The 16,947-nt window shown below is 65.5% G+C and carries 15 protein-coding genes and 1 tRNA gene; 7 read left to right on the forward strand and 9 right to left on the reverse strand.

Annotated elements, in window-relative coordinates:
* Positions 1–2: 2 nt before the first annotated feature.
* From AC3WMA_RS01740 to AC3WMA_RS01750, 3 genes are all read left to right on the forward strand, one after another.
* Positions 3–179, forward strand: coding sequence for a hypothetical protein (locus tag AC3WMA_RS01740; protein ID WP_492283692.1), 177 nt, complete (start codon positions 3–5; stop codon positions 177–179).
* A gap of 100 nt (positions 180–279) precedes the next feature.
* Positions 280–1,869, forward strand: coding sequence for an ABC transporter substrate-binding protein (locus tag AC3WMA_RS01745; RefSeq protein WP_492284725.1), 1,590 nt, complete (start codon positions 280–282; stop codon positions 1,867–1,869).
* Between the two features lie 232 nt (positions 1,870–2,101).
* A complete protein-coding gene (locus tag AC3WMA_RS01750; RefSeq protein ID WP_206734954.1) occupies positions 2,102–2,281 on the forward strand; it encodes a hypothetical protein in 180 nt (59 codons plus the stop codon).
* A 194-nt stretch (positions 2,282–2,475) separates the two neighbouring features.
* Here AC3WMA_RS01750 and AC3WMA_RS01755 read toward each other — a convergent pair whose 3' ends face one another.
* The gene (locus AC3WMA_RS01755; RefSeq protein WP_492283693.1) at positions 2,476–3,879 is read right to left on the reverse strand and encodes an L-lactate permease; all 1,404 of its coding nucleotides are present in this window, start codon (positions 3,877–3,879) and stop codon (positions 2,476–2,478) included.
* 71 nt (positions 3,880–3,950) lie between these two features.
* Here AC3WMA_RS01755 and AC3WMA_RS01760 point away from each other — a divergent pair, with 71 nt between their 5' ends.
* Positions 3,951–4,505 carry a helix-turn-helix domain-containing protein gene (locus AC3WMA_RS01760; protein ID WP_492283694.1) on the forward strand — a complete coding sequence of 185 codons (555 nt, stop codon included), beginning with the start codon at positions 3,951–3,953 and terminating at the stop codon, positions 4,503–4,505.
* Positions 4,506–5,166: 661 nt separating this feature from the next.
* Positions 5,167–5,619 carry a hypothetical protein gene (locus AC3WMA_RS01765; protein ID WP_492283695.1) on the forward strand — a complete coding sequence of 151 codons (453 nt, stop codon included), beginning with the start codon at positions 5,167–5,169 and terminating at the stop codon, positions 5,617–5,619.
* A 167-nt stretch (positions 5,620–5,786) separates the two neighbouring features.
* Here AC3WMA_RS01765 and AC3WMA_RS01770 read toward each other — a convergent pair.
* Both AC3WMA_RS01770 and recJ read right to left on the reverse strand, forming a co-directional pair.
* Positions 5,787–5,861, reverse strand: a tRNA-Glu gene (locus AC3WMA_RS01770).
* 102 nt (positions 5,862–5,963) lie between these two features.
* Entirely contained in the window at positions 5,964–7,769 is a 1,806-nt protein-coding gene (gene recJ, locus AC3WMA_RS01775; protein WP_492283696.1) for a single-stranded-DNA-specific exonuclease RecJ, read from the reverse strand.
* Between the two features lie 119 nt (positions 7,770–7,888).
* Here recJ and AC3WMA_RS01780 point away from each other — a divergent pair, with 119 nt between their 5' ends.
* Complete coding sequence (locus AC3WMA_RS01780) at positions 7,889–9,544, forward strand: FAD-binding dehydrogenase (protein ID WP_492283697.1); 1,656 nt, start codon at positions 7,889–7,891, stop codon at positions 9,542–9,544.
* Positions 9,545–9,674: 130 nt separating this feature from the next.
* On the opposite strand, the gene glpX is transcribed toward AC3WMA_RS01780, so the two are convergent.
* The 5 genes from glpX to AC3WMA_RS01805 all read right to left on the reverse strand — a co-directional run bounded on the left by glpX (position 9,675) and on the right by AC3WMA_RS01805 (position 14,419).
* Entirely contained in the window at positions 9,675–10,673 is a 999-nt protein-coding gene (gene glpX, locus AC3WMA_RS01785) for a class II fructose-bisphosphatase (protein ID WP_492283698.1), read from the reverse strand.
* Positions 10,674–10,714: 41 nt separating this feature from the next.
* Positions 10,715–12,067 (reverse strand): homoserine dehydrogenase, encoded by a 1,353-nt coding sequence (locus tag AC3WMA_RS01790; protein ID WP_492283699.1) that lies wholly within the window; start codon positions 12,065–12,067, stop codon positions 10,715–10,717.
* 48 nt (positions 12,068–12,115) lie between these two features.
* A complete protein-coding gene (locus AC3WMA_RS01795; RefSeq protein WP_492283700.1) occupies positions 12,116–12,547 on the reverse strand; it encodes a hypothetical protein in 432 nt (143 codons plus the stop codon).
* Between the two features lie 105 nt (positions 12,548–12,652).
* Positions 12,653–13,873 (reverse strand): LL-diaminopimelate aminotransferase, encoded by a 1,221-nt coding sequence (locus AC3WMA_RS01800; protein ID WP_492283701.1) that lies wholly within the window; start codon positions 13,871–13,873, stop codon positions 12,653–12,655.
* Between the two features lie 183 nt (positions 13,874–14,056).
* Positions 14,057–14,419, reverse strand: a complete 363-nt coding sequence (locus AC3WMA_RS01805) for a hypothetical protein (protein WP_492283702.1) — start codon at positions 14,417–14,419, stop codon at positions 14,057–14,059.
* A gap of 115 nt (positions 14,420–14,534) precedes the next feature.
* Between AC3WMA_RS01805 and phaC the strand changes: the two genes are divergently transcribed.
* Positions 14,535–16,355, forward strand: coding sequence for a class I poly(R)-hydroxyalkanoic acid synthase (phaC, locus tag AC3WMA_RS01810; RefSeq protein ID WP_492283703.1), 1,821 nt, complete (start codon positions 14,535–14,537; stop codon positions 16,353–16,355).
* Between the two features lie 24 nt (positions 16,356–16,379).
* Here phaC and aac(6') read toward each other — a convergent pair whose 3' ends face one another.
* Complete coding sequence (gene aac(6'), locus AC3WMA_RS01815; RefSeq protein WP_492283704.1) at positions 16,380–16,847, reverse strand: aminoglycoside 6'-N-acetyltransferase; 468 nt, start codon at positions 16,845–16,847, stop codon at positions 16,380–16,382.
* Between the last annotated feature and the right edge of the window lie 100 nt (positions 16,848–16,947).

The following is a 16,947-nucleotide window of genomic DNA, read 5'->3' on the forward strand; positions in this document are numbered from 1 at the left end:
TCATGCACAACCGCTCGCCCGACACGATCGCCGTCGATGCGAATGGGCCGATCAGGAGGCCGGCGGACCTCGTTGGCCACAAGCTGTTTTCCCATCCGGAGGACGCCTCGTGGAAGCTCTTTCCCGAGCACTGCGCCGCGACCGGTTTGAACATGGCGGCGGTCAGCGACCGGATTTGACCGCACGGGGGAAGCAAGCGCGGCAAAGCGTTGTGGTTCCACTTGGAAGCAAACAACTCCGGATCAGCCGGAGCGGATAAACGGGGGACTAATCGTGTTGTTGAAGAAATTTGCCTGTGCCACTGCGCTGACGCTGGCGGCCTTTACGGTATCGGCACAAGCGCAAGAGCCGCGCCGGGGCGGAACGATCCGCTTCACGGCGCCTTATGGCGCGTCCTTCGTCAGCAATGACAGCCATGTCTCGCTGGGGGTTCAGGACGAGATATTCAGCTATGCGCTGCACAGCATGCTCTACAAATGGGATGCCAAGAACAGCAAGCCGGAACTCGACCTCGCCAAGAGCGTTGCCGTCTCGAACGACGGCAAGACCTATACCTACAAGCTGCGTGACGACGCCTTCTTCCATAACGGCCGCAAGATGACGGCCAACGACGTGATCTGGTCCTATACGCGGATCATGGATGGCGCGAAGAACTATCCCGGCGCGCGCTACATCGCCCGCATCGCCGGCGCGACCGAGGTGCAGAAGGGCCAGGCCAAGGAGATTTCCGGCCTCAAGACGATCGATGACTTCTCCATCGAGATGACGCTGACGGACAGGGCCGATCCCGGCTACTTCCTGTTCCAGGGGCAGACGGCCATCATGCCGGCCAAAGAAGCGCAAGCCGCCGACTTCTTCAACAAGCCGATCGGCCTCGGCCCGTTCAAGTTCGTCGAGCACGTTCCTGGCTCGCGCATGGCCTTCGAGCGCTGGGAGAAATACCATCAGCCCGGCAAGCCCTATGCCGACAGGCTGGTGATCTCGCCGATGGGCGAGGCAGCCGCGCGCGACGTCGCCTTTCGCAACAAGGAGATCGACGCCTCGATCCTCGGCTCGGCCCAGTATGTCGCCTACAAGGCCGACCCGAACCTCTCGAAGGGCCTCCTGGAGGTTGCGGAGGTCTTCACCCGCAACATGGCCATGAACCCATCCTTCAAGCCCTTCTCGGACAAGCGGGTGCGCCAGGCGATCAACCACGCCATCGACAGCGATCTGATCATCAAGCGCCTCGTTCGTGACAAGGCCTATCGCGCGGTGGGCTGGTTGCCGCTCTCCTCGCCAGCTTTCGACAAGGACGCCAAGCCCTACGCCTATGACCCGGAGAAGGCCAAGAAGCTGCTCGCCGAGGCCGGCTATCCCGACGGCTTCGAGTTCGAATGGACCGCGACGCCGAACGAGAGCTGGGGCATCCCGATCGCCGAAGCGACGATTCCCATGCTCGCCAAGGTCGGCATCAAGGTGAAGGTCAAGCCGGTCGAGACCTCCGCGGTCGGCGGCGTCGTCACCAGCGGCGGTTTCCAGGCCGCGATGTGGTCGAACCCGTCCGGCCCGGATTCCCTGACGGCGTTGAAGTGCTTCCACTCCTCGACGTTGCGCACGTCGTGCAACTACAACACCTTCAAGAACGCAGCCTATGACAAGCTGATCGACGACGCCTCGGCGGAGACCTATGCGGCCAAGCAGCTCGAGCTGTTGAAGAAGGCGAACAACTTTCTCCAGGAAGAAGCTCCGGTCTGGTTCTTCAACTACAACAAGGCGGTCATGGCCTATCAACCCTGGCTGCACGGCCTCCAGCCCAACGCGACCGAGCTTGGGCTGCAGCGCTACGAGAATCTCTGGGTCGATGCTTCCTCGCCCGCGGCGAAGTAAGCCGTCCTGAGTTCACGCCGCCGCGCGACAGCGTGGCGGCGTGGGGTTGTCCGCATTCGAGCGTCGGCGCCGACGCCCCGCGCAGCGGCTTGTCGACGTCCACTTTCGGGCAAGGCGCCAAGGTCAGCTTGTGGCGCTTGCCGGTCGTTGACCGCGGTACAAGTCGGTCACATTCATGGCATTGCTGCTATAGATCAGATCCTCAAGTATCAGCACGCTGCAGGAGTGGATTGTGACTGAGCGATTTGAACGGCATCGCCAACCCTGGACCTCTGAGGAGCTTCAGAAGCTGAAATTGCTCGCTGGAAAGGGCATGGCCCTGAAGGCGATTGCGAAAGCAATGACCCGTAGCGAAGAGTCCATAAAGGATCGCGCAAAGCTCGACGGCATCGGCATCGCCAAACTCCGCTAGACTAGGGGGCTCCGGAGTCGACATCAACGTGAGCGCGCCTGGTCGGGCGAGCACGTTTCTGAATGCCCAGGCTCGCTCCCTGCCGACGCTCGTGCGTGCTTCGCCGCACTATTACAACACCGAGGAGGACCTCTCCGACTTGGTCTCGACATGTCGCCGGATCATGGGCTGACAAGCCGGTCCGGATGCCTCGCTCAGCGTGAACCAAGCATGATGTTCAACGCCGCTAGCCCCGTGACCACCATGACAGCCACGGCCAGCACCGCCAGCTGAATCCAGCGACGGTACTCGGCCGCTCCGGCGGGGGACAGTTGCACGGCCATCTCGATCTTGCCGGGCGAGGCCATGAGCAGGAACGCCGCCGCGACGTTGTGGATCGCCATGAGCCACAGCACGTCCACGCCGAGCGAGCGGGCGATCTCGGCTTGAGTGGTTGCGAACATCGCGTTCGCTCCGCTGTTGGAGCCCGTCACGAAGCCACCCACCGCGCCAACGAAGGGAGCCGCCGCCAGATAGGCGGTGCCGGTCCCGGCCAATGTCCGCGCCAGATGCGCGGCCATGCCGGACACCGCCATCAGGATGCCGAGCAGGATGAACAGGCCCGTGACCGGCGCCACCTGGAGCCATGAGGCCCATGCCTTGCGGATGGCTCGAGGCTGCGGCCAGCCGCGCGCGAACCAGGCAGCAGCCACGAACAGCCAAAGCGCGGGCGAGGCGACATAGCGCCAGCTTTCCGACAATCCAGCCGCCCGCACGATCCAGCCGGCAACCAGCACCCCGCCGAGCAGGACCGCATAGCTCCACAGCGCCCGGCGCCCGTCGGTTTCCAGCGGGTTCGTGTTCCGGCCTCGATGCCCAAGCAGCAGATGCAGTGCGATCACGACCAATGCGCCGAGCGCGCCTGCCGGAGCCGTTCCGAATGCGGCATTGGTCGCGGTGACGGTGGCCGTTAGAACGATGCCGGATAGTGCGCCTTGCAGGATAGCGCCGCTTCGACTTCCAGGCATAGCGGCGAGCCAAGCCGCTACGATCCCGGTTACGGTGAACGGAATGATGCTGACAATGGCTGATATGACGCCCAGGCCCTGAAACGGCAGCCCGGACATGGTGGCGGCGATCAAGGTTCCCGGCCCCATCGATCCCCATGGCACTGCGCACAGGCCCAGGAGGCCGATCACCGCCACCTTGCGCGCCGGCAGTCCGAAATGCGCGAGCAGCGGAATACCGATGGTAACGCCGATGCCGAAGCCGGTCAGGGATTCCGCGAACGGCGTGATGCCGTGCACAACGAGAAGGACCGCGCCGACGCCGCGGCCGGCCCGGCCACGAATCCAGCTCGCCAGCGCCGACTGGCCACCCGCCTCGCGCAACACTTCGGAGAGTAGCAGCCCGCCGGCGACGATCAGCAGGACTTCCAGCAGGATCGGGCTCCATCGCAGCGCGGCAGGCGCTATGCTGTCCGCCGGGAGCGGGAAGGCCAGCAGGATGGCAAGCATGGCCGAGCCCGTTCCCAGGAGCGCGGCGTGGAGTGAACGTGCTCCCAAAGCGAGGGCCAGGATAGTGGACAGGACGGGGAGCGCGCTGAGGAAGGCGGGCATGGATTATTCTCTGTTTGCAGATCAGAAATTATTTTTGCTAATATGCAAATTGTCAAGGGGAGAGGTGTGACTTGGACACAGAGCCTGAAGATCAGGATGCCCGGTTCGGTAAAGCAGTTCGTACGCGCCGGACGCAGCTGGGCGTAACCCTCGACCAGCTCGCTGAGACGAGTGGGGTGTCCGCGGCCGCGTTATCGCGTGTCGAACGGGGCTTGCTCAGCCCGACGCTGCGCAACGCCATCGCCATCGCCCGCGGCTTGGGGATGGAGCTCGCCGAGCTCGTTGAGCGTGACAATGCCGAGATCACTCGCACGGGCGAGAATCTGCGCTTTTTCGACGAGGCGACGGGCATCGAGCGGCTGGCGCTGGCGCGACCTAGCCCGAATGTGGAACTATTATCGTACGGTGTCCCGCCCGGGGCGTCGTCCAGCCGCTTCGCCGCCCACAAGCCGGGAACCCGCGAGATTTTTCACATCCTCGCCGGCCGCATCGAGGTCCACACCGGACAGGAAACGCTCATCCTGGACGCTGGCGATACCGCAACGGTGCTCGTGGACACGGAGCATTGGTTCAGGAATGTCGGCGAGCAACCCGCCCGCATCATCCTCACGGTTCTCGGCCCTTGAAACTCCGCCCCGATGGCCCTCGAGACTGTTAGCTTTCGGTCCTCACGCCAATGTCGGAAATTGACGCATCCTGCCCGCCTCGACAAATTGGAGTACTATATATCCCCTTGAAAAGCCGGGTTCTCACGTCCCATGGCCTGAAAGCGCCCTGCCCCTGAAAGCCGACGCTAGGGCCAGACCTACACGCTTCTATGGCTCAACAACTCCGCCAGAGACTTCACGCACTCCTCGAAAAGGATCATCAGCCGCGACCACGAGTTGGATACGCCGATTATCTGATGCCATGCCGCGTTATCCTGGGATGAGCGAAGGTCCGCCTAGGGTCGGGAGCGGACGATGCCAAGTTGCGATAATATCGCTTGAAATTTCGCGGCAGGTTGAAGCTGATGCGCCAAATTCTCGAGAATCCTATCTGGGCTGGCCTGTTCGTCATCACCGTCATAGGCATCCTCTTCTTTGCGAGCTACCTTTGCGATGCCGCTTGGCGCATATGGAATCGGATGCTTGGCATAGCGGACGATTAAGCTTCACAAGTCGGCTTAGGGCCGCTTACAGCCGTTCGAAGTGTTCTCTAAGCTCGACGAAATAGCGCCATCTCCAGGGGGACATTCTGCCTCGGACTCTCATCAAATGGACGATTGCTGGGCTCGCGCTCGTTGCCATGGCGTCAACCGCCGACACGATGATCAATCGTAGCTTGCAAAGAGGCGCAGTGCCTCAAAAGCTTCAAACCGGTTGGTTCTATACCGAAGGAAGCTGCTCACGCTTTCTCAGCCATCAAGGTGCGTTCGCGTTCGGCCTGAGTGATCAGACTGTCGCGGCGATCAAATCTCAAGGCATCGGCTTCTTCGCCGACATAGGCAGTCCGGCCAACCAAGCGGCCAGTCCTTATTTCCATGGCGAGTGGAAGGAGACGCCTGTCCCTGCATCGTTCTTTTCAGACGGGCTGCCGCCGAATCTCCATTGTGGTCAGGAGCACTCGTGGGCTTGGCCGCGCGGCATATCCGAGGCTCTGAAGAGGCCGGGGAGCTTCTATCAAACGTCCGGCACGATACGGCGCCTTTTCGTCCTGCCGGAGCTTGGATTGGTCGTCGGAAGCTCATCCGATCGATAGGCCGGATAACCAAATGCGCCCGGTCGATAGGTAGCCGCTGCGAAGTTCCGCAATGGGTCGAAAGCAGCCCTTACGACGCAAGAACGTGACTATCGAACGTCGATAGCTCGCAGAAAGTTCGCCAAATTATCGCCTATTTTCAATTGCTTAGGCCACTCAAGAAAAAGTGGCGCGGTCTACGGGAATCGAACCCGTCTTCCCAGCGTGAAAGGCTGGTGTCCTAACCGATAGACGAAGACCGCTTTGCCGCAAACCGCTGGGGTTCGTGCCGAAGCGGGGCGAGGTATAGTGGCAGGCTTCCCGCTCCGCAAGCACCCGTTCACAAGAAAATAGCCGGCGACGTCTCAGACCGGACGGGCGAGGTCGAGGATGCGCAATTCTGCCGTTTCCCGGCCGCCCCAGCGGTTCAGCGAGAGCGTTGCCGCGAGATGCACCATCTCGCCGCGAGCAGCGAAGAGGGCCTGGCCCAGCGGCTCCTGCGCCGCGCGGAAGGCGATTCCACCGATGCTGGCGCCGTCGCCTGAGCGCAGCTTGATGCGGACATGGCCGCCACTGCCGATCTCGATCGCGTCGGTCAGGCGATGCGCCGGGAAGACGAAGACGGGCTCCGGGCTTCCCGAGCCAAAGGGGCCGGCCTTGTCGATCTCGGCAAGAAGACGAGGCGTGGCGCCGCCCGCACTGAGCGCAGCATCGATCAGCAGCGCCTCGGCATCGCCGGCTGCATCAACCTCACGCTGAAGATGTTCATTGAGAAAAGCGTGGAAGCCGCTGGCCTGGCCGGACGCCAGCGTCACGCCCGCCGCCATGGCGTGCCCCCCGCCCTTGACCGCGTGGCCGGCCTCGACGGCGGCGCGCACGGCACGGCCGAGATCGACGCCGGCGATCGAGCGGCCGGAGCCGGTCGCCCCGCCCTCCCCGTTCAGCGCCAGCGCGAAAGCGGGACGGCGGAAGCGCTCCTTCAAGCGGGCCGCGACGAGGCCGACGATGCCGGGATGCCAGTCGGCGCTACCAGCGAGCAGGACAGGCAGCTCAGCCATGCCGGCGAGTTCGTGCTCGGCCTGCGAGACAGCCTCCAGCACGGCGAGGCGCTCGATCTCCTGCCGCTCCTGATTGAGGCGGTTGAGCTCGGTCGCGATGGTGCGCGCCTCGACCTCGTCATCGGTCAGGAGCAGGCGCGCGCCGAGCGCGGCATCGCCGATGCGGCCGCCGGCATTGATGCGCGGGCCAAGCAGGAAGCCGAGATGCCAAGGCTGGATCGGCCCGTCGAGGCCAGAGGCATCCATGAGGGCAGCGAGACCCGGCCGGGCGCGGCTGCGCATCATCGCCAGCCCCTGCCGCACAAAGGCGCGGTTGAGCCCCTGCAACGGCACGACGTCGGCAACCGTCGCCAGCGCGACGAGATCGAGCATCGCCAGCAGATCGGGCTCGCCGCCGCGTGCGGCCCAGTGACCTTGCCGGCGCAAGGCCCGGCTGGTCGCGACCAGCGACAGGAAGACGACGCCGGCCGCGCAGAGATGGCCGAGGCCCGAGAGATCATCCTGCCGGTTCGGATTGACCAGCGCCTCGACGGCAGGCAGCCGCTCCGGCGCCTGATGGTGATCGAGCACGACGACATCGAGCCCGAGCCGGCGCGCTTCGGCGAGCGGCTCCTCGCTGGTGGTGCCGCAATCGACCGTGACGAGCAGGGTCGCGCCCTCGCCCGCCAGCATGCGGATCGCCTCGCTGTTGGGGCCATAGCCCTCGATCAAGCGGTCGGGGATGTGGATGCGCGGGCGGGCGCCGGCTTGGGTCAGAAAGCCCGCGAGCAAGGCAGAGGAGCAGGCGCCGTCGACATCGTAATCGCCGAAGATCGCGACGCGCTCGCCCTTGATGCCGGCCTGCGCCAATCGGGCAGCGGCGGCTTCCATATCGGTCAGGATGGCCGGGTCCGGGAGCAGGTCGCGCAGCTTCGGCTCGAGGAAGAGCGTGGCCTCGGCCGGCTCGACGCCGCGCGAGGCGAGCAGGCGCGAGAGGATGTCGGACAATCCCTCACGCTGGGACAGCGCCTCGGCCCTGCCGAGGCCTGCCGTATCGAGCCGATCGCGCCAGGGACGGCCAAGGGCCGAACGGGTCACGCCGAGGAAAACACGGGACTGCTGCACCAGACTCATCGTGCCAACGGCGTCGCCTATAGCGGGCGCAAGGTCAACCAGCGTCGAACTTGGCCGGACCCGGCAGCCCCGCCATAGTGGGCGCAAGCCATCGGCAAAAGCGGCGTCGCGGGGAGATCATGCAGCACGAAACCGATGTGGCGATCGTCGGCGCGGGGCTCTCCGGCCTCGTCGCCGCCTGCGAGATCGCGGAAGCCGGGCGCAAGGTCGTGCTGCTCGACCAGGAGCCGGAGCAGTCGCTGGGCGGGCAGGCTTTCTGGTCGCTGGGCGGGTTGTTCTTCATCGACAGCCCCGAGCAGCGGCGCCTGCGCATCCGCGATTCGCGTGAGCTGGCCAACGATGACTGGTTCGGCTCAGCCGGGTTCGACCGGCCTGAAGATGAGTGGCCGCGGCGCTGGGCCGAAGCCTATCTCGACTTCGCCGCGGGCGAGAAGCGCAGCTGGCTGCATGCGATGGGCATGCGCTGGTTCCCGGTCGTCGGCTGGGCCGAGCGCGGCGGCTATCTCGCGACGGGTCATGGCAACTCGGTGCCGCGCTTCCATGTGACCTGGGGCACGGGGCCGGGCGTGCTGGAGCCCTTCCTGCGCCGGGCAAAGGAAGCACAGGCGAAAGGCTTGCTCTCCTTCCGCTTCCGCCATCGCGTCACCGGCATCAGCAAAAGCGGTGGGGCGATCGATGGCGTGGAGGGCGAGGTGCTGGAGCCGAGCAGCGTCGGGCGGGGCGAGAAGAGCGGCCGCGGCGTCGCGGGCTCGTTCAGCCTGAAGGCACAGGCCGTCATCGTCACTTCGGGCGGCATCGGCGGCAATCACGAGCTGGTGCGGGCCAACTGGCCGGCGCGTCTTGGCAAGGCCCCTGCCCGGCTGCTCTCGGGCGTGCCGGATCATGTCGACGGTGCGATGCTCGGTGTGGCGCAGGCTGCGGGCGGGCGCCTGATCAATGGCGACCGGATGTGGCACTATGTCGAGGGCATCGCCAACTGGGCGCCGATCTGGCCGAGGCATGCCATCCGCATCCTGCCCGGCCCCTCCTCGCTCTGGTTCGATGCGTGCGGCAACCGCCTGCCGGTGCCGCTCTTCCCCGGCTTCGACACGCTGGGCACGCTCGAGCACATCATGAAGACCGGCTACGATTACTCATGGTTCGTGCTGAACCGCAGCATCATCGCCAAGGAATTCGCGCTGTCGGGCTCGGAGCAGAACCCCGACCTAACGGGGAAAAGCTGGCGGCAGGTGCTGGGCCGCGCCGGCGGCGGCGTGCCGGCGCCGGTGCAGGCCTTCATGGACAAGGGCGCGGATTTCATCGTCGAGCACGATTTCAGCCGCCTCGTCGCCCGCATGAACGATCTCGCCGGGGAACACCTGATCGACGAGGCGCATCTGCGCGGACAGATCGAGGCGCGCGACCGGGCTCTGGCCAATCCGTTCGGCAAGGACCTGCAGGTCACGGCCTTGCGCGGCGCCCGGAACTATCTCGGCGACAAACTGATCCGCACGGCCAAACCGCACCGCATCCTCGATCCCGCGCATGGGCCACTGATCGCGGTCAGGCTCAACATCCTGACGCGAAAATCGCTGGGCGGGTTGATGACAGACCTATCGTCGCGCGTGCTGGACGATGGCGGCGTGCCGGTGCCGGGGCTCTATGCGGCCGGAGAAGCCGCCGGCTTCGGCGGCGGGGGCGTGCATGGCTACCGGGCGCTGGAAGGCACCTTCCTCGGCGGCTGCATCTTCTCGGGCCGCGCCGCCGGGCGAGCGGCGGCGGGCGCTGTTGGGTAGGGCGGCCCGTAAAGGGCCGTCATGCTCGGGCTTGACCCGAGCATCTCGCGACAATGGAGGCTCCTGCGCGTCTTTCAGCTTGAGATTCTCGGGTCAAGCCCGAGAATGACGTCGCGTCGACGCGTTCAGCTCAATCGAGCTGGAACTTCGAGAGCTCGCGGTGCTCGCCATAGATGCGGCGGACCGTGCCGGTGATCGAGCGATAGACCAGCGTCTCGGTCTCGATGAAATCCTTGCCGAAGCGTACGCCGGAAAGCATGCCACCATCGGTGACGCCGGTCGCGCAGACGATGACGTCGCCCGAGGCCATTTCCGACATGTCGTATTTCTTGTTGGGATCGAGCACGCCCATGCCGTGCGCACGCACACGCTTCTCCTCGGTGTCGAGGATGAGCCGGCCCTGCATCTGGCCGCCGACGCAGCGGAGTGCCGCCGCAGCGAGGACGCCTTCCGGCGCGCCGCCAATGCCGAGATAGAGGTCGATGCCGGTCTTCTCGGGCTGGGTGCAGAAGATCACGCCGGCGACGTCGCCATCGGTGATCAGGCGGATCGAGCAGCCGGTCTTGCGGACCTCCTCGATCAGCTTGGCATGGCGCGGGCGGTCCATGATCAGCGTGGAGATCTCGTTCGGCTTGACGCCCTTGGCCTTGGCCAGCGCGTTGATGTTGTCGGCCGGAGAGGCGTCGAGGTCGATCACGCCCTTGGCGTAGCCCGGGCCGCAAGCGATCTTGTCCATGTAGACGTCGGGGGCATAGAGCAGGCTGCCGGCGCCGGCCATCGCCATCACGGCGATCGAGCCGGGCATATCCTTGGCGCAGAGCGTGGTGCCCTCGAGCGGGTCGACCGCGATATGCACTTTCGGGCCCTGCTTGTTGCCGACCTTCTCGCCGATGAAGAGCATCGGCGCCTCGTCGCGCTCGCCCTCGCCGATGACGATCTCGCCATCGATCGGCAGGCGGTTCAGCTCACGGCGCATCGCGTCAACCGCGGCCTGGTCGGCCGCCTTCTCGTTGCCGTGGCCACGCAGGCGGGCCGCTGCGACGGCGGCGCGCTCGGTGACGCGCACGAGTTCCATCGAGAGATAGCGCTCGATGATCTGGTCGGGGGAGATGCGGAGATCGACGGACATGAAAAGAGTCCCCTTGCAATGAGTTTGGCAGGTATGGCCGGTCAGGCCTGTTCCCGCTCTATGCGGATGACTTGCGGCGGTTCCGCGACATGACCGTCGGCGGTGACCTTTTCCAGCGCGGCGCGGATCGTGGTCTCGCTGGTGGCATAGGTGATGAGCACGACCGGCACCGGTGCGCCCGAGCGGCCACCCGGATCGCGATTGGCAGCCTCGGGCGAGCGGCGCTGGACGATGCTCTCCAGCGAGATGTCGGCCTCGGCCATGCGGGTCGCGATGGCCGCGGCGGCGCCCGGACGGTCGGCAACGGCAAGGCGAACATAATAGCCGCCCTCATGGCGCTGCATCGGGGCGCGCTTCGCCTCTTCCAGGCGGGCGACCGGCAGGCCGAAGGGCAGGCCGGCAGTGCCGCGCGCGACATCGGCGATATCGGCGACGACGGCGGAAGCCGTCGGATCGCCGCCGGCGCCGGGGCCGACCAGCGTGATCTCGCGGACCGCGTCGGCATCGACGCTGACGGCGTTGAGCACGCCCATCACCTGCGCGATCGGGGATGATTTCGGCACCATGGTCGGATGCACGCGCTGCTCGATGCCGGTCTTGGTGCGCTCGGCGACGCCGAGCAGCTTGATGCGGTAGCCGAGATCGTCGGCCATCTTCAGGTCGAGCGGCGTGATCGCCGAAATGCCTTCGACATGAATCGCTTCGGCGTCGATCTTCGTACCGAAGGCGAGGCTGGTCAGGATCGCGAGCTTATGGGCGGTGTCGAAGCCCTCGACGTCGAAGGTCGGGTCCGCTTCGGCATAGCCGAGGCGCTGCGCGTCCTTCAGACAGGCCTCGAAGGTCAGGCCCTCCTGCTCCATGCGGGAGAGGATGTAGTTGCAGGTTCCGTTGAGAATGCCGGAGATGCGGCTGACATTGTTGCCGGCCAGCGCCTCGCGCAGGGTCTTCACCACCGGGATGCCACCGGCCGAAGAGGCCTCGAAGGCGAGCGCCACGCCCTTGCTCTCGGCAAGGTCGGCGAGCGCGACGCCATGCGCGGCGAGCAGCGCCTTGTTGGCGGTGACGACATGCTTGCCGGCCGACAAAGCCGCCTCGACGGCGGCCTTGGCCGGGCCGTCCGAGCCGCCGATCAGTTCGACCAGGCAGTCGATATCATCCGAATTCGCCAGCGCGACCGGATCGTCGAACCAGGCGAGCCCGCCGAGATCGATGCCGCGATCGCGGTTGCGGTCGCGCGCCGAGACTGCGGTGACGCGGATCGTCCGGCCGCAGCGCGCCGCCAAAGCGTTCTCCTGCCGGCGCAGGATGCGCAAGGTGGAGGCGCCGACCGTGCCGAGGCCGGCAAGTCCGATGCGCAGGGGCTGGGAGGCAGGCGAAAGAGGCACGCTGGTCATGCGCGCGGCGTCGCATGAGGTGCGGCGCGAGTCAACGTGGAAGCCGCTTCAGCCGAAATGGCAGACGACCTCGGCGGCAACCCGTTTCACCTTGCCGTCCTCGAAACCGAGATAGATGCGCAGCAGGTTGGTGCCGAAGGCGGTCGCCTTGATGGTGTGCAGCGCCTCGATCGTCGCCCCTTGCGAAACGGTGCTGTTCTCGACAGCGGGGGTCCAGAACCAGGGCTTGGGCGGATCGATCGTGACCTCCGAGAGGACGCGCTCTGCATCGGCCCGTCCGGCTCCGACCGGGATGTAGCGCATGACGATCTCGGTGGCGTCACGCGCGCATTCGCGGCCATTGGTGACTGCCAGCACATCCGAGACCAGGGCCGAGCGCGTCTGCGGAATGCGGCCCCGGGAATAGTCGTAGGTCGCGACGAGGCAGATCAGCGCGAAGACGGCGAAAGCGACGCCGAGCAGACGGCCTTTGCGTGACATGGAAGCGAGCCCCGGGCGCGATGCGGATCGATCCGTCCGCATCGCATCGGTTCCCATGTTTTGCGGGCGCGGTCCAGAGGCATGCAATGCCGCAGCCGCCCCGCCCTACCCCGCCTTCGGCATCTGGATGACGTTGTGCAGCGTCGTGTCGGCGCCCTTGAGGAAGCGGCCGATATTGCGCGCCGCCTGACGAATGCGCTGCTCATTTTCAACGATGGCGATGCGGACATAGTCGTCGCCATGCTCACCAAAACCGATGCCCGGCGCGACCGCGACCTCCGCCTTCTCGATCAGGAGCTTCGAGAATTCCAGCGAGCCGAGATGGCGGAATTTCTCGGGGATCGCGACCCAGGCGAACATCGAGGCCTCCGGCGCGGGGAAATCCCAGCCGGCCTTGCCGAAGCTCTCGACCAGCGCGTCCCGGCGCTTGCGATAGATATCGCGCATCTCGCGGATGCAATCGTCCGGGCCGTTGAGGGCGGCGGCCGCCGCAACCTGGATCGGCGTATAGGCGCCGTAGTCGAGATAGGACTTCACGCGCGCCAGCGCCGCGAGCAGGCGTTCGTTGCCGACGGCAAAGCCCATGCGCCAGCCGGCCATGGAGAAGGTCTTCGACATCGAGGTGAACTCGACCGCGACATCGATCGCGCCCGGCACCTGCAGCATCGAGGGCGGCGGGTTCTTCTCGTCGAAATAGACCTCGGCATAGGCAAGGTCGGAGAGCAGGATCAGGTCGTGCTTCTTCGCGAAGGCGACGAGGTCCCGGTAGAAATCGAGCGAGGCGACATAGGCGGTCGGATTGGCCGGGTAGCAGGTGACGAGCGCGATCGGCTTCGGCACCGAATGCATCATCGCCCGCTCCAGCGCCGGGAACATCGCCGGCGTCGGCTCGGCCGGGACGGAGCGAATCACGCCGCCCGCCATCAGGAAGCCGAAGGCGTGGATCGGGTAGCTCGGATTCGGCACCAGCACGACATCGCCCGGCCCGGTGATGGCCTGCGCCATGTTGGCGAAGCCTTCCTTGGAGCCCAGCGTCGCGACGACCTGCGTGTCGGGGTTCAGCTTCACGCCAAAGCGGCGCTCGTAATAGTTTGCCTGGGCACGGCGCAAGCCCCCGATGCCCTTCGAGGCGGAATAGCGGTCGGTGCGCGGCTTGCCGGCAGTTTCGACCAGTTTCTCGATGACGTGCTTCGGAGCCGGCAGGTCGGGATTACCCATGCCGAGATCGATGATGTCGACGCCTTTGGCGCGCTCGGCGGCCTTGATCTTGTTGACCTGTTCGAAAACGTAAGGCGGCAGGCGCTTGATACGATGGAAATCGGTCATCTCGAACAGGTCCTCGGCCGCCGACGGGCGGTGTCATGATTACGCCGGGATTACATCCTTGCGTCGAGGGTGCTTAGCACCGCATCTTTCGTCATGACAGAGCAAAATACGCAAGTTCTTGCGATTCGCAGTGTGCGCGAAGGCGCCCGCCCGAGCGATCCAGCGCTTCGGCCGGGCCTGTTCTCAGTTCCGGGGGATTTTTGCCGGCTCCGGCGGCGGCGTCGTGCCGAGCGCCTTGGCGGTGTTCCCGGCAGCCTCGTTGGACTTCTGCTTGGCCTCGAGCGCGGCCTCGATCTTCTTGTAGTCATCGACCGGCTTGCGCGGCGCGGCGCGCGTCACACTCGACCCCACAGGGACGTATTCGAGATCGGCCGGGCGGGTTTCACGCACGAAGGCCTTGGATTCCTGCGGCGTGGTCGCCAGGCCCGCAGCCTCGGCCACACCCTTGAAGCCCTCGTCGCTGCCGCAGCCGGCGAGCGCCACGCCCACCGCAACCAAGGTTGCCGGAATCAGGAGCGGCTTCTTCGCGGAGATTTCAGTCGGCATCGGGACATCCAGAGGTTGTCGATTTTGCTTGGTAAAGCACAGCGGCTGCGTCCTTAATAGGACCAAAATGGAGCGCGATGCGCTATCCTATAACGACCGGGGGAAAGGGCAGGCCATGAGCGGGAAAAGCGACAGGGCGAAGGACACCACCGGCCCGGCTGAGGCCGCTGCCCCGGACTTCGACCAGTTCGCGCAGAATATGGGCCGGCTCGTCGAGGAATACGGCAAGGTCACCGCCGCCTATCTGAAGCCGATCGAGCGCGGCGAGGCCAAGACCGGCCAGGCCGACGAGGCCAGCGACATGGTCAAGACGCTGGGCCGGGTCGCCGAGCGCTGGGTCAACGACCCCTCCAAGATCATCGAGGCGCAGGCTTCGCTGACCGGCGACTTCATGAATCTCTGGAGCACCGCCCTGAAGCGCGCCAGCGGCGAGGAGGTCGCGCCCGTGGCCGAGCCGGACAAGCGCGACGGCCGCTTCAAGGATCCCGACTGGACCAACCACCCGACCTTCGACTTCATCAAGCAGGCCTATCTGATCGGCTCGCGCTGGGCCGAGACGATGGTCGACAAGGCCGACGATCTCGACCCGCATACGCGCGAGAAGGCCCGCTTCTACATCAAGCAGATCGCAGGCGCCCTCTCGCCCACCAATTTCGTCGCGACCAACCCCGAACTGCTGCGCGAGACGCTGCAGCAGAATGGCGAGAACCTCGTGCGCGGCATGAAGATGTATGCCGAGGATGTCGAGGCCGGCGGCGGCGAGCTCAAGATCCGCCAGTCGGATGCCTCCTCCTTCGAGGTCGGCGTCAATATCGCGACGACGCCGGGCAAGGTCATCTTCCGCAACGAGATCATCGAGCTGATCCAGTATGCGCCATCGACGCCGCAGGTGCTGAAGCGGCCGCTGCTGATCGTGCCGCCCTGGATCAACAAGTTCTACATCCTCGACCTCAACCCGGAAAAGAGCTTCATCCGCTGGTGCGTCGAGCAGGGGCTGACGGTCTTCTGCATCTCCTGGGTCAATCCGGACGCGCGCCACGCCGCCAAGGATTTCGAGAGCTACATGCGCGAAGGCATCTTCGCCGCGCTCGACACGATCGAGGAAGCGACGGGCGAGAAGAAGGTCTCGTCGATCGGTTACTGCGTCGGCGGCACGCTGCTCGGCGTGACGCTGGCCTATATGGCCGCCGTGCGCGACAAGCGCATCGAGAGCGCGACCTTCTTCACGACCCAGGTCGATTTCTCGCAGGCCGGCGAGCTCTCGGTCTTCGTCGACGAGGAGCAGATCCGCGCGATCGAGGAGCAGATGGCCCGGACCGGCTATCTCGACGGCTCGCGCATGTCCGGCGCCTTCAACATGCTCAGGCCGAACGACCTGATCTGGTCCTACGCCGTCAACAACTACCTCAAGGGCAAGGCGCCGACGCCGTTCGACCTGCTCTACTGGAACTCGGATTCGACGCGGATGCCGGCGGCGAACCACTCGTTCTATCTGCGCAACTGCTATCTCGACAACAAGCTCTCCAAGGGCGAGATGCGCATCGGCGGCAAGGCGCTCGACCTCAAGCAGGTGACGATCCCGATCTATAATCTCGCGGCGCGCGAGGACCATATCGCCCCCGCGCAGTCGGTCTTCAACGGCTCGCAATGCTTCGGCGGGCCGGTCGAGCATGTCGTTGCCGGTTCCGGCCATATCGCCGGCGTCGTCAACCCGCCGGCCAAGGTGAAGTATCAGTACTGGACCAGCGGACCGCCGAAGGGGCGCTATGCCGACTGGCTGGCCAAGGCCGACGAGCATCCCGGCTCCTGGTGGCCGCACTGGTTCGAGTGGCTGGAGGCCCAGGCGCCGAAGAAGGTCGCGGCCCGCGAGCCGGGCGGGGGCAAGCTCAAGGCGCTCGCCGATGCTCCCGGAACCTATGTGAAAGCGAAGGCCTGAGGACTTCCTCTTCCCCCTCCCCGGTCAGGCACCACTCGCGCCGACGGCCTTGCGGAAATACACCACGCGCTCGGTCTCGACGAAACCGAGCGCGCGGTGGAGCGCAAGGCTCCCGGCATTGTCGATCGCAGCGTCGGAGGCGAATTCCGAGCAGCCCCGCGCGCGGCCCCAATCCTCGACCGCGCGGCAGAGTCTCCGGGCGATCCCGGAACGGCGGTGCGCCTCAGCGACGAAGATGCCTTCGAGGAAGACGACCGGCGACGTCTCGCAGCCATTGACGTAATCGGTCCGCAGGGCGGCTTCGGCGAAACCGACGCACACGCCCTCCGCGGTCAGGGCGACACAGGCGAAATCGCGATCGCTGCCGGCGGATAGCGTATCGGCCAACTCGTCTCGATGCTGTTCGGCTCCCTCATCAGGCCAGAGTTCGGCCCTCAGGGCCGCCCATGCGGAGAGATGCTGTCTCCCGGCACGCTCGATCGTGATCGACATTCCCTGCTCCAAGCCGCCGTGGCGCAAATTGCGACCGCACGGCGCAGGTGCCAGCATCCCGGAAAAGCCGGCAGCAAAACGGCAACAAAAAAGCCGGCCC

The sequence above is a fragment of the Allobosea sp. FW305-C-101 genome (assembly GCF_058783685.1).

What these genes read in the sequence shown, in the direction of transcription:
- AC3WMA_RS01740 (WP_492283692.1), top strand. Translation starts at nt 3, where the DNA reads ATGCACAACCGCTCGCCCGACACGATCGCCGTCGATGCGAATGGGCCG.
- AC3WMA_RS01755 (WP_492283693.1), bottom strand. Translation starts at nt 3,879, where the DNA reads ATGCCCGCCTTCCTCAGCGCGCTCCCCGTCCTGTCCACTATCCTGGCC.
- AC3WMA_RS01765 (WP_492283695.1), top strand. Translation starts at nt 5,167, where the DNA reads ATGGCGTCAACCGCCGACACGATGATCAATCGTAGCTTGCAAAGAGGC.
- recJ (WP_492283696.1), bottom strand. Translation starts at nt 7,769, where the DNA reads ATGAGTCTGGTGCAGCAGTCCCGTGTTTTCCTCGGCGTGACCCGTTCG.
- AC3WMA_RS01780 (WP_492283697.1), top strand. Translation starts at nt 7,889, where the DNA reads ATGCAGCACGAAACCGATGTGGCGATCGTCGGCGCGGGGCTCTCCGGC.
- glpX (WP_492283698.1), bottom strand. Translation starts at nt 10,673, where the DNA reads ATGTCCGTCGATCTCCGCATCTCCCCCGACCAGATCATCGAGCGCTAT.
- AC3WMA_RS01790 (WP_492283699.1), bottom strand. Translation starts at nt 12,067, where the DNA reads ATGACCAGCGTGCCTCTTTCGCCTGCCTCCCAGCCCCTGCGCATCGGA.
- AC3WMA_RS01795 (WP_492283700.1), bottom strand. Translation starts at nt 12,547, where the DNA reads ATGTCACGCAAAGGCCGTCTGCTCGGCGTCGCTTTCGCCGTCTTCGCG.
- AC3WMA_RS01800 (WP_492283701.1), bottom strand. Translation starts at nt 13,873, where the DNA reads ATGACCGATTTCCATCGTATCAAGCGCCTGCCGCCTTACGTTTTCGAA.
- AC3WMA_RS01805 (WP_492283702.1), bottom strand. Translation starts at nt 14,419, where the DNA reads ATGCCGACTGAAATCTCCGCGAAGAAGCCGCTCCTGATTCCGGCAACC.
- phaC (WP_492283703.1), top strand. Translation starts at nt 14,535, where the DNA reads ATGAGCGGGAAAAGCGACAGGGCGAAGGACACCACCGGCCCGGCTGAG.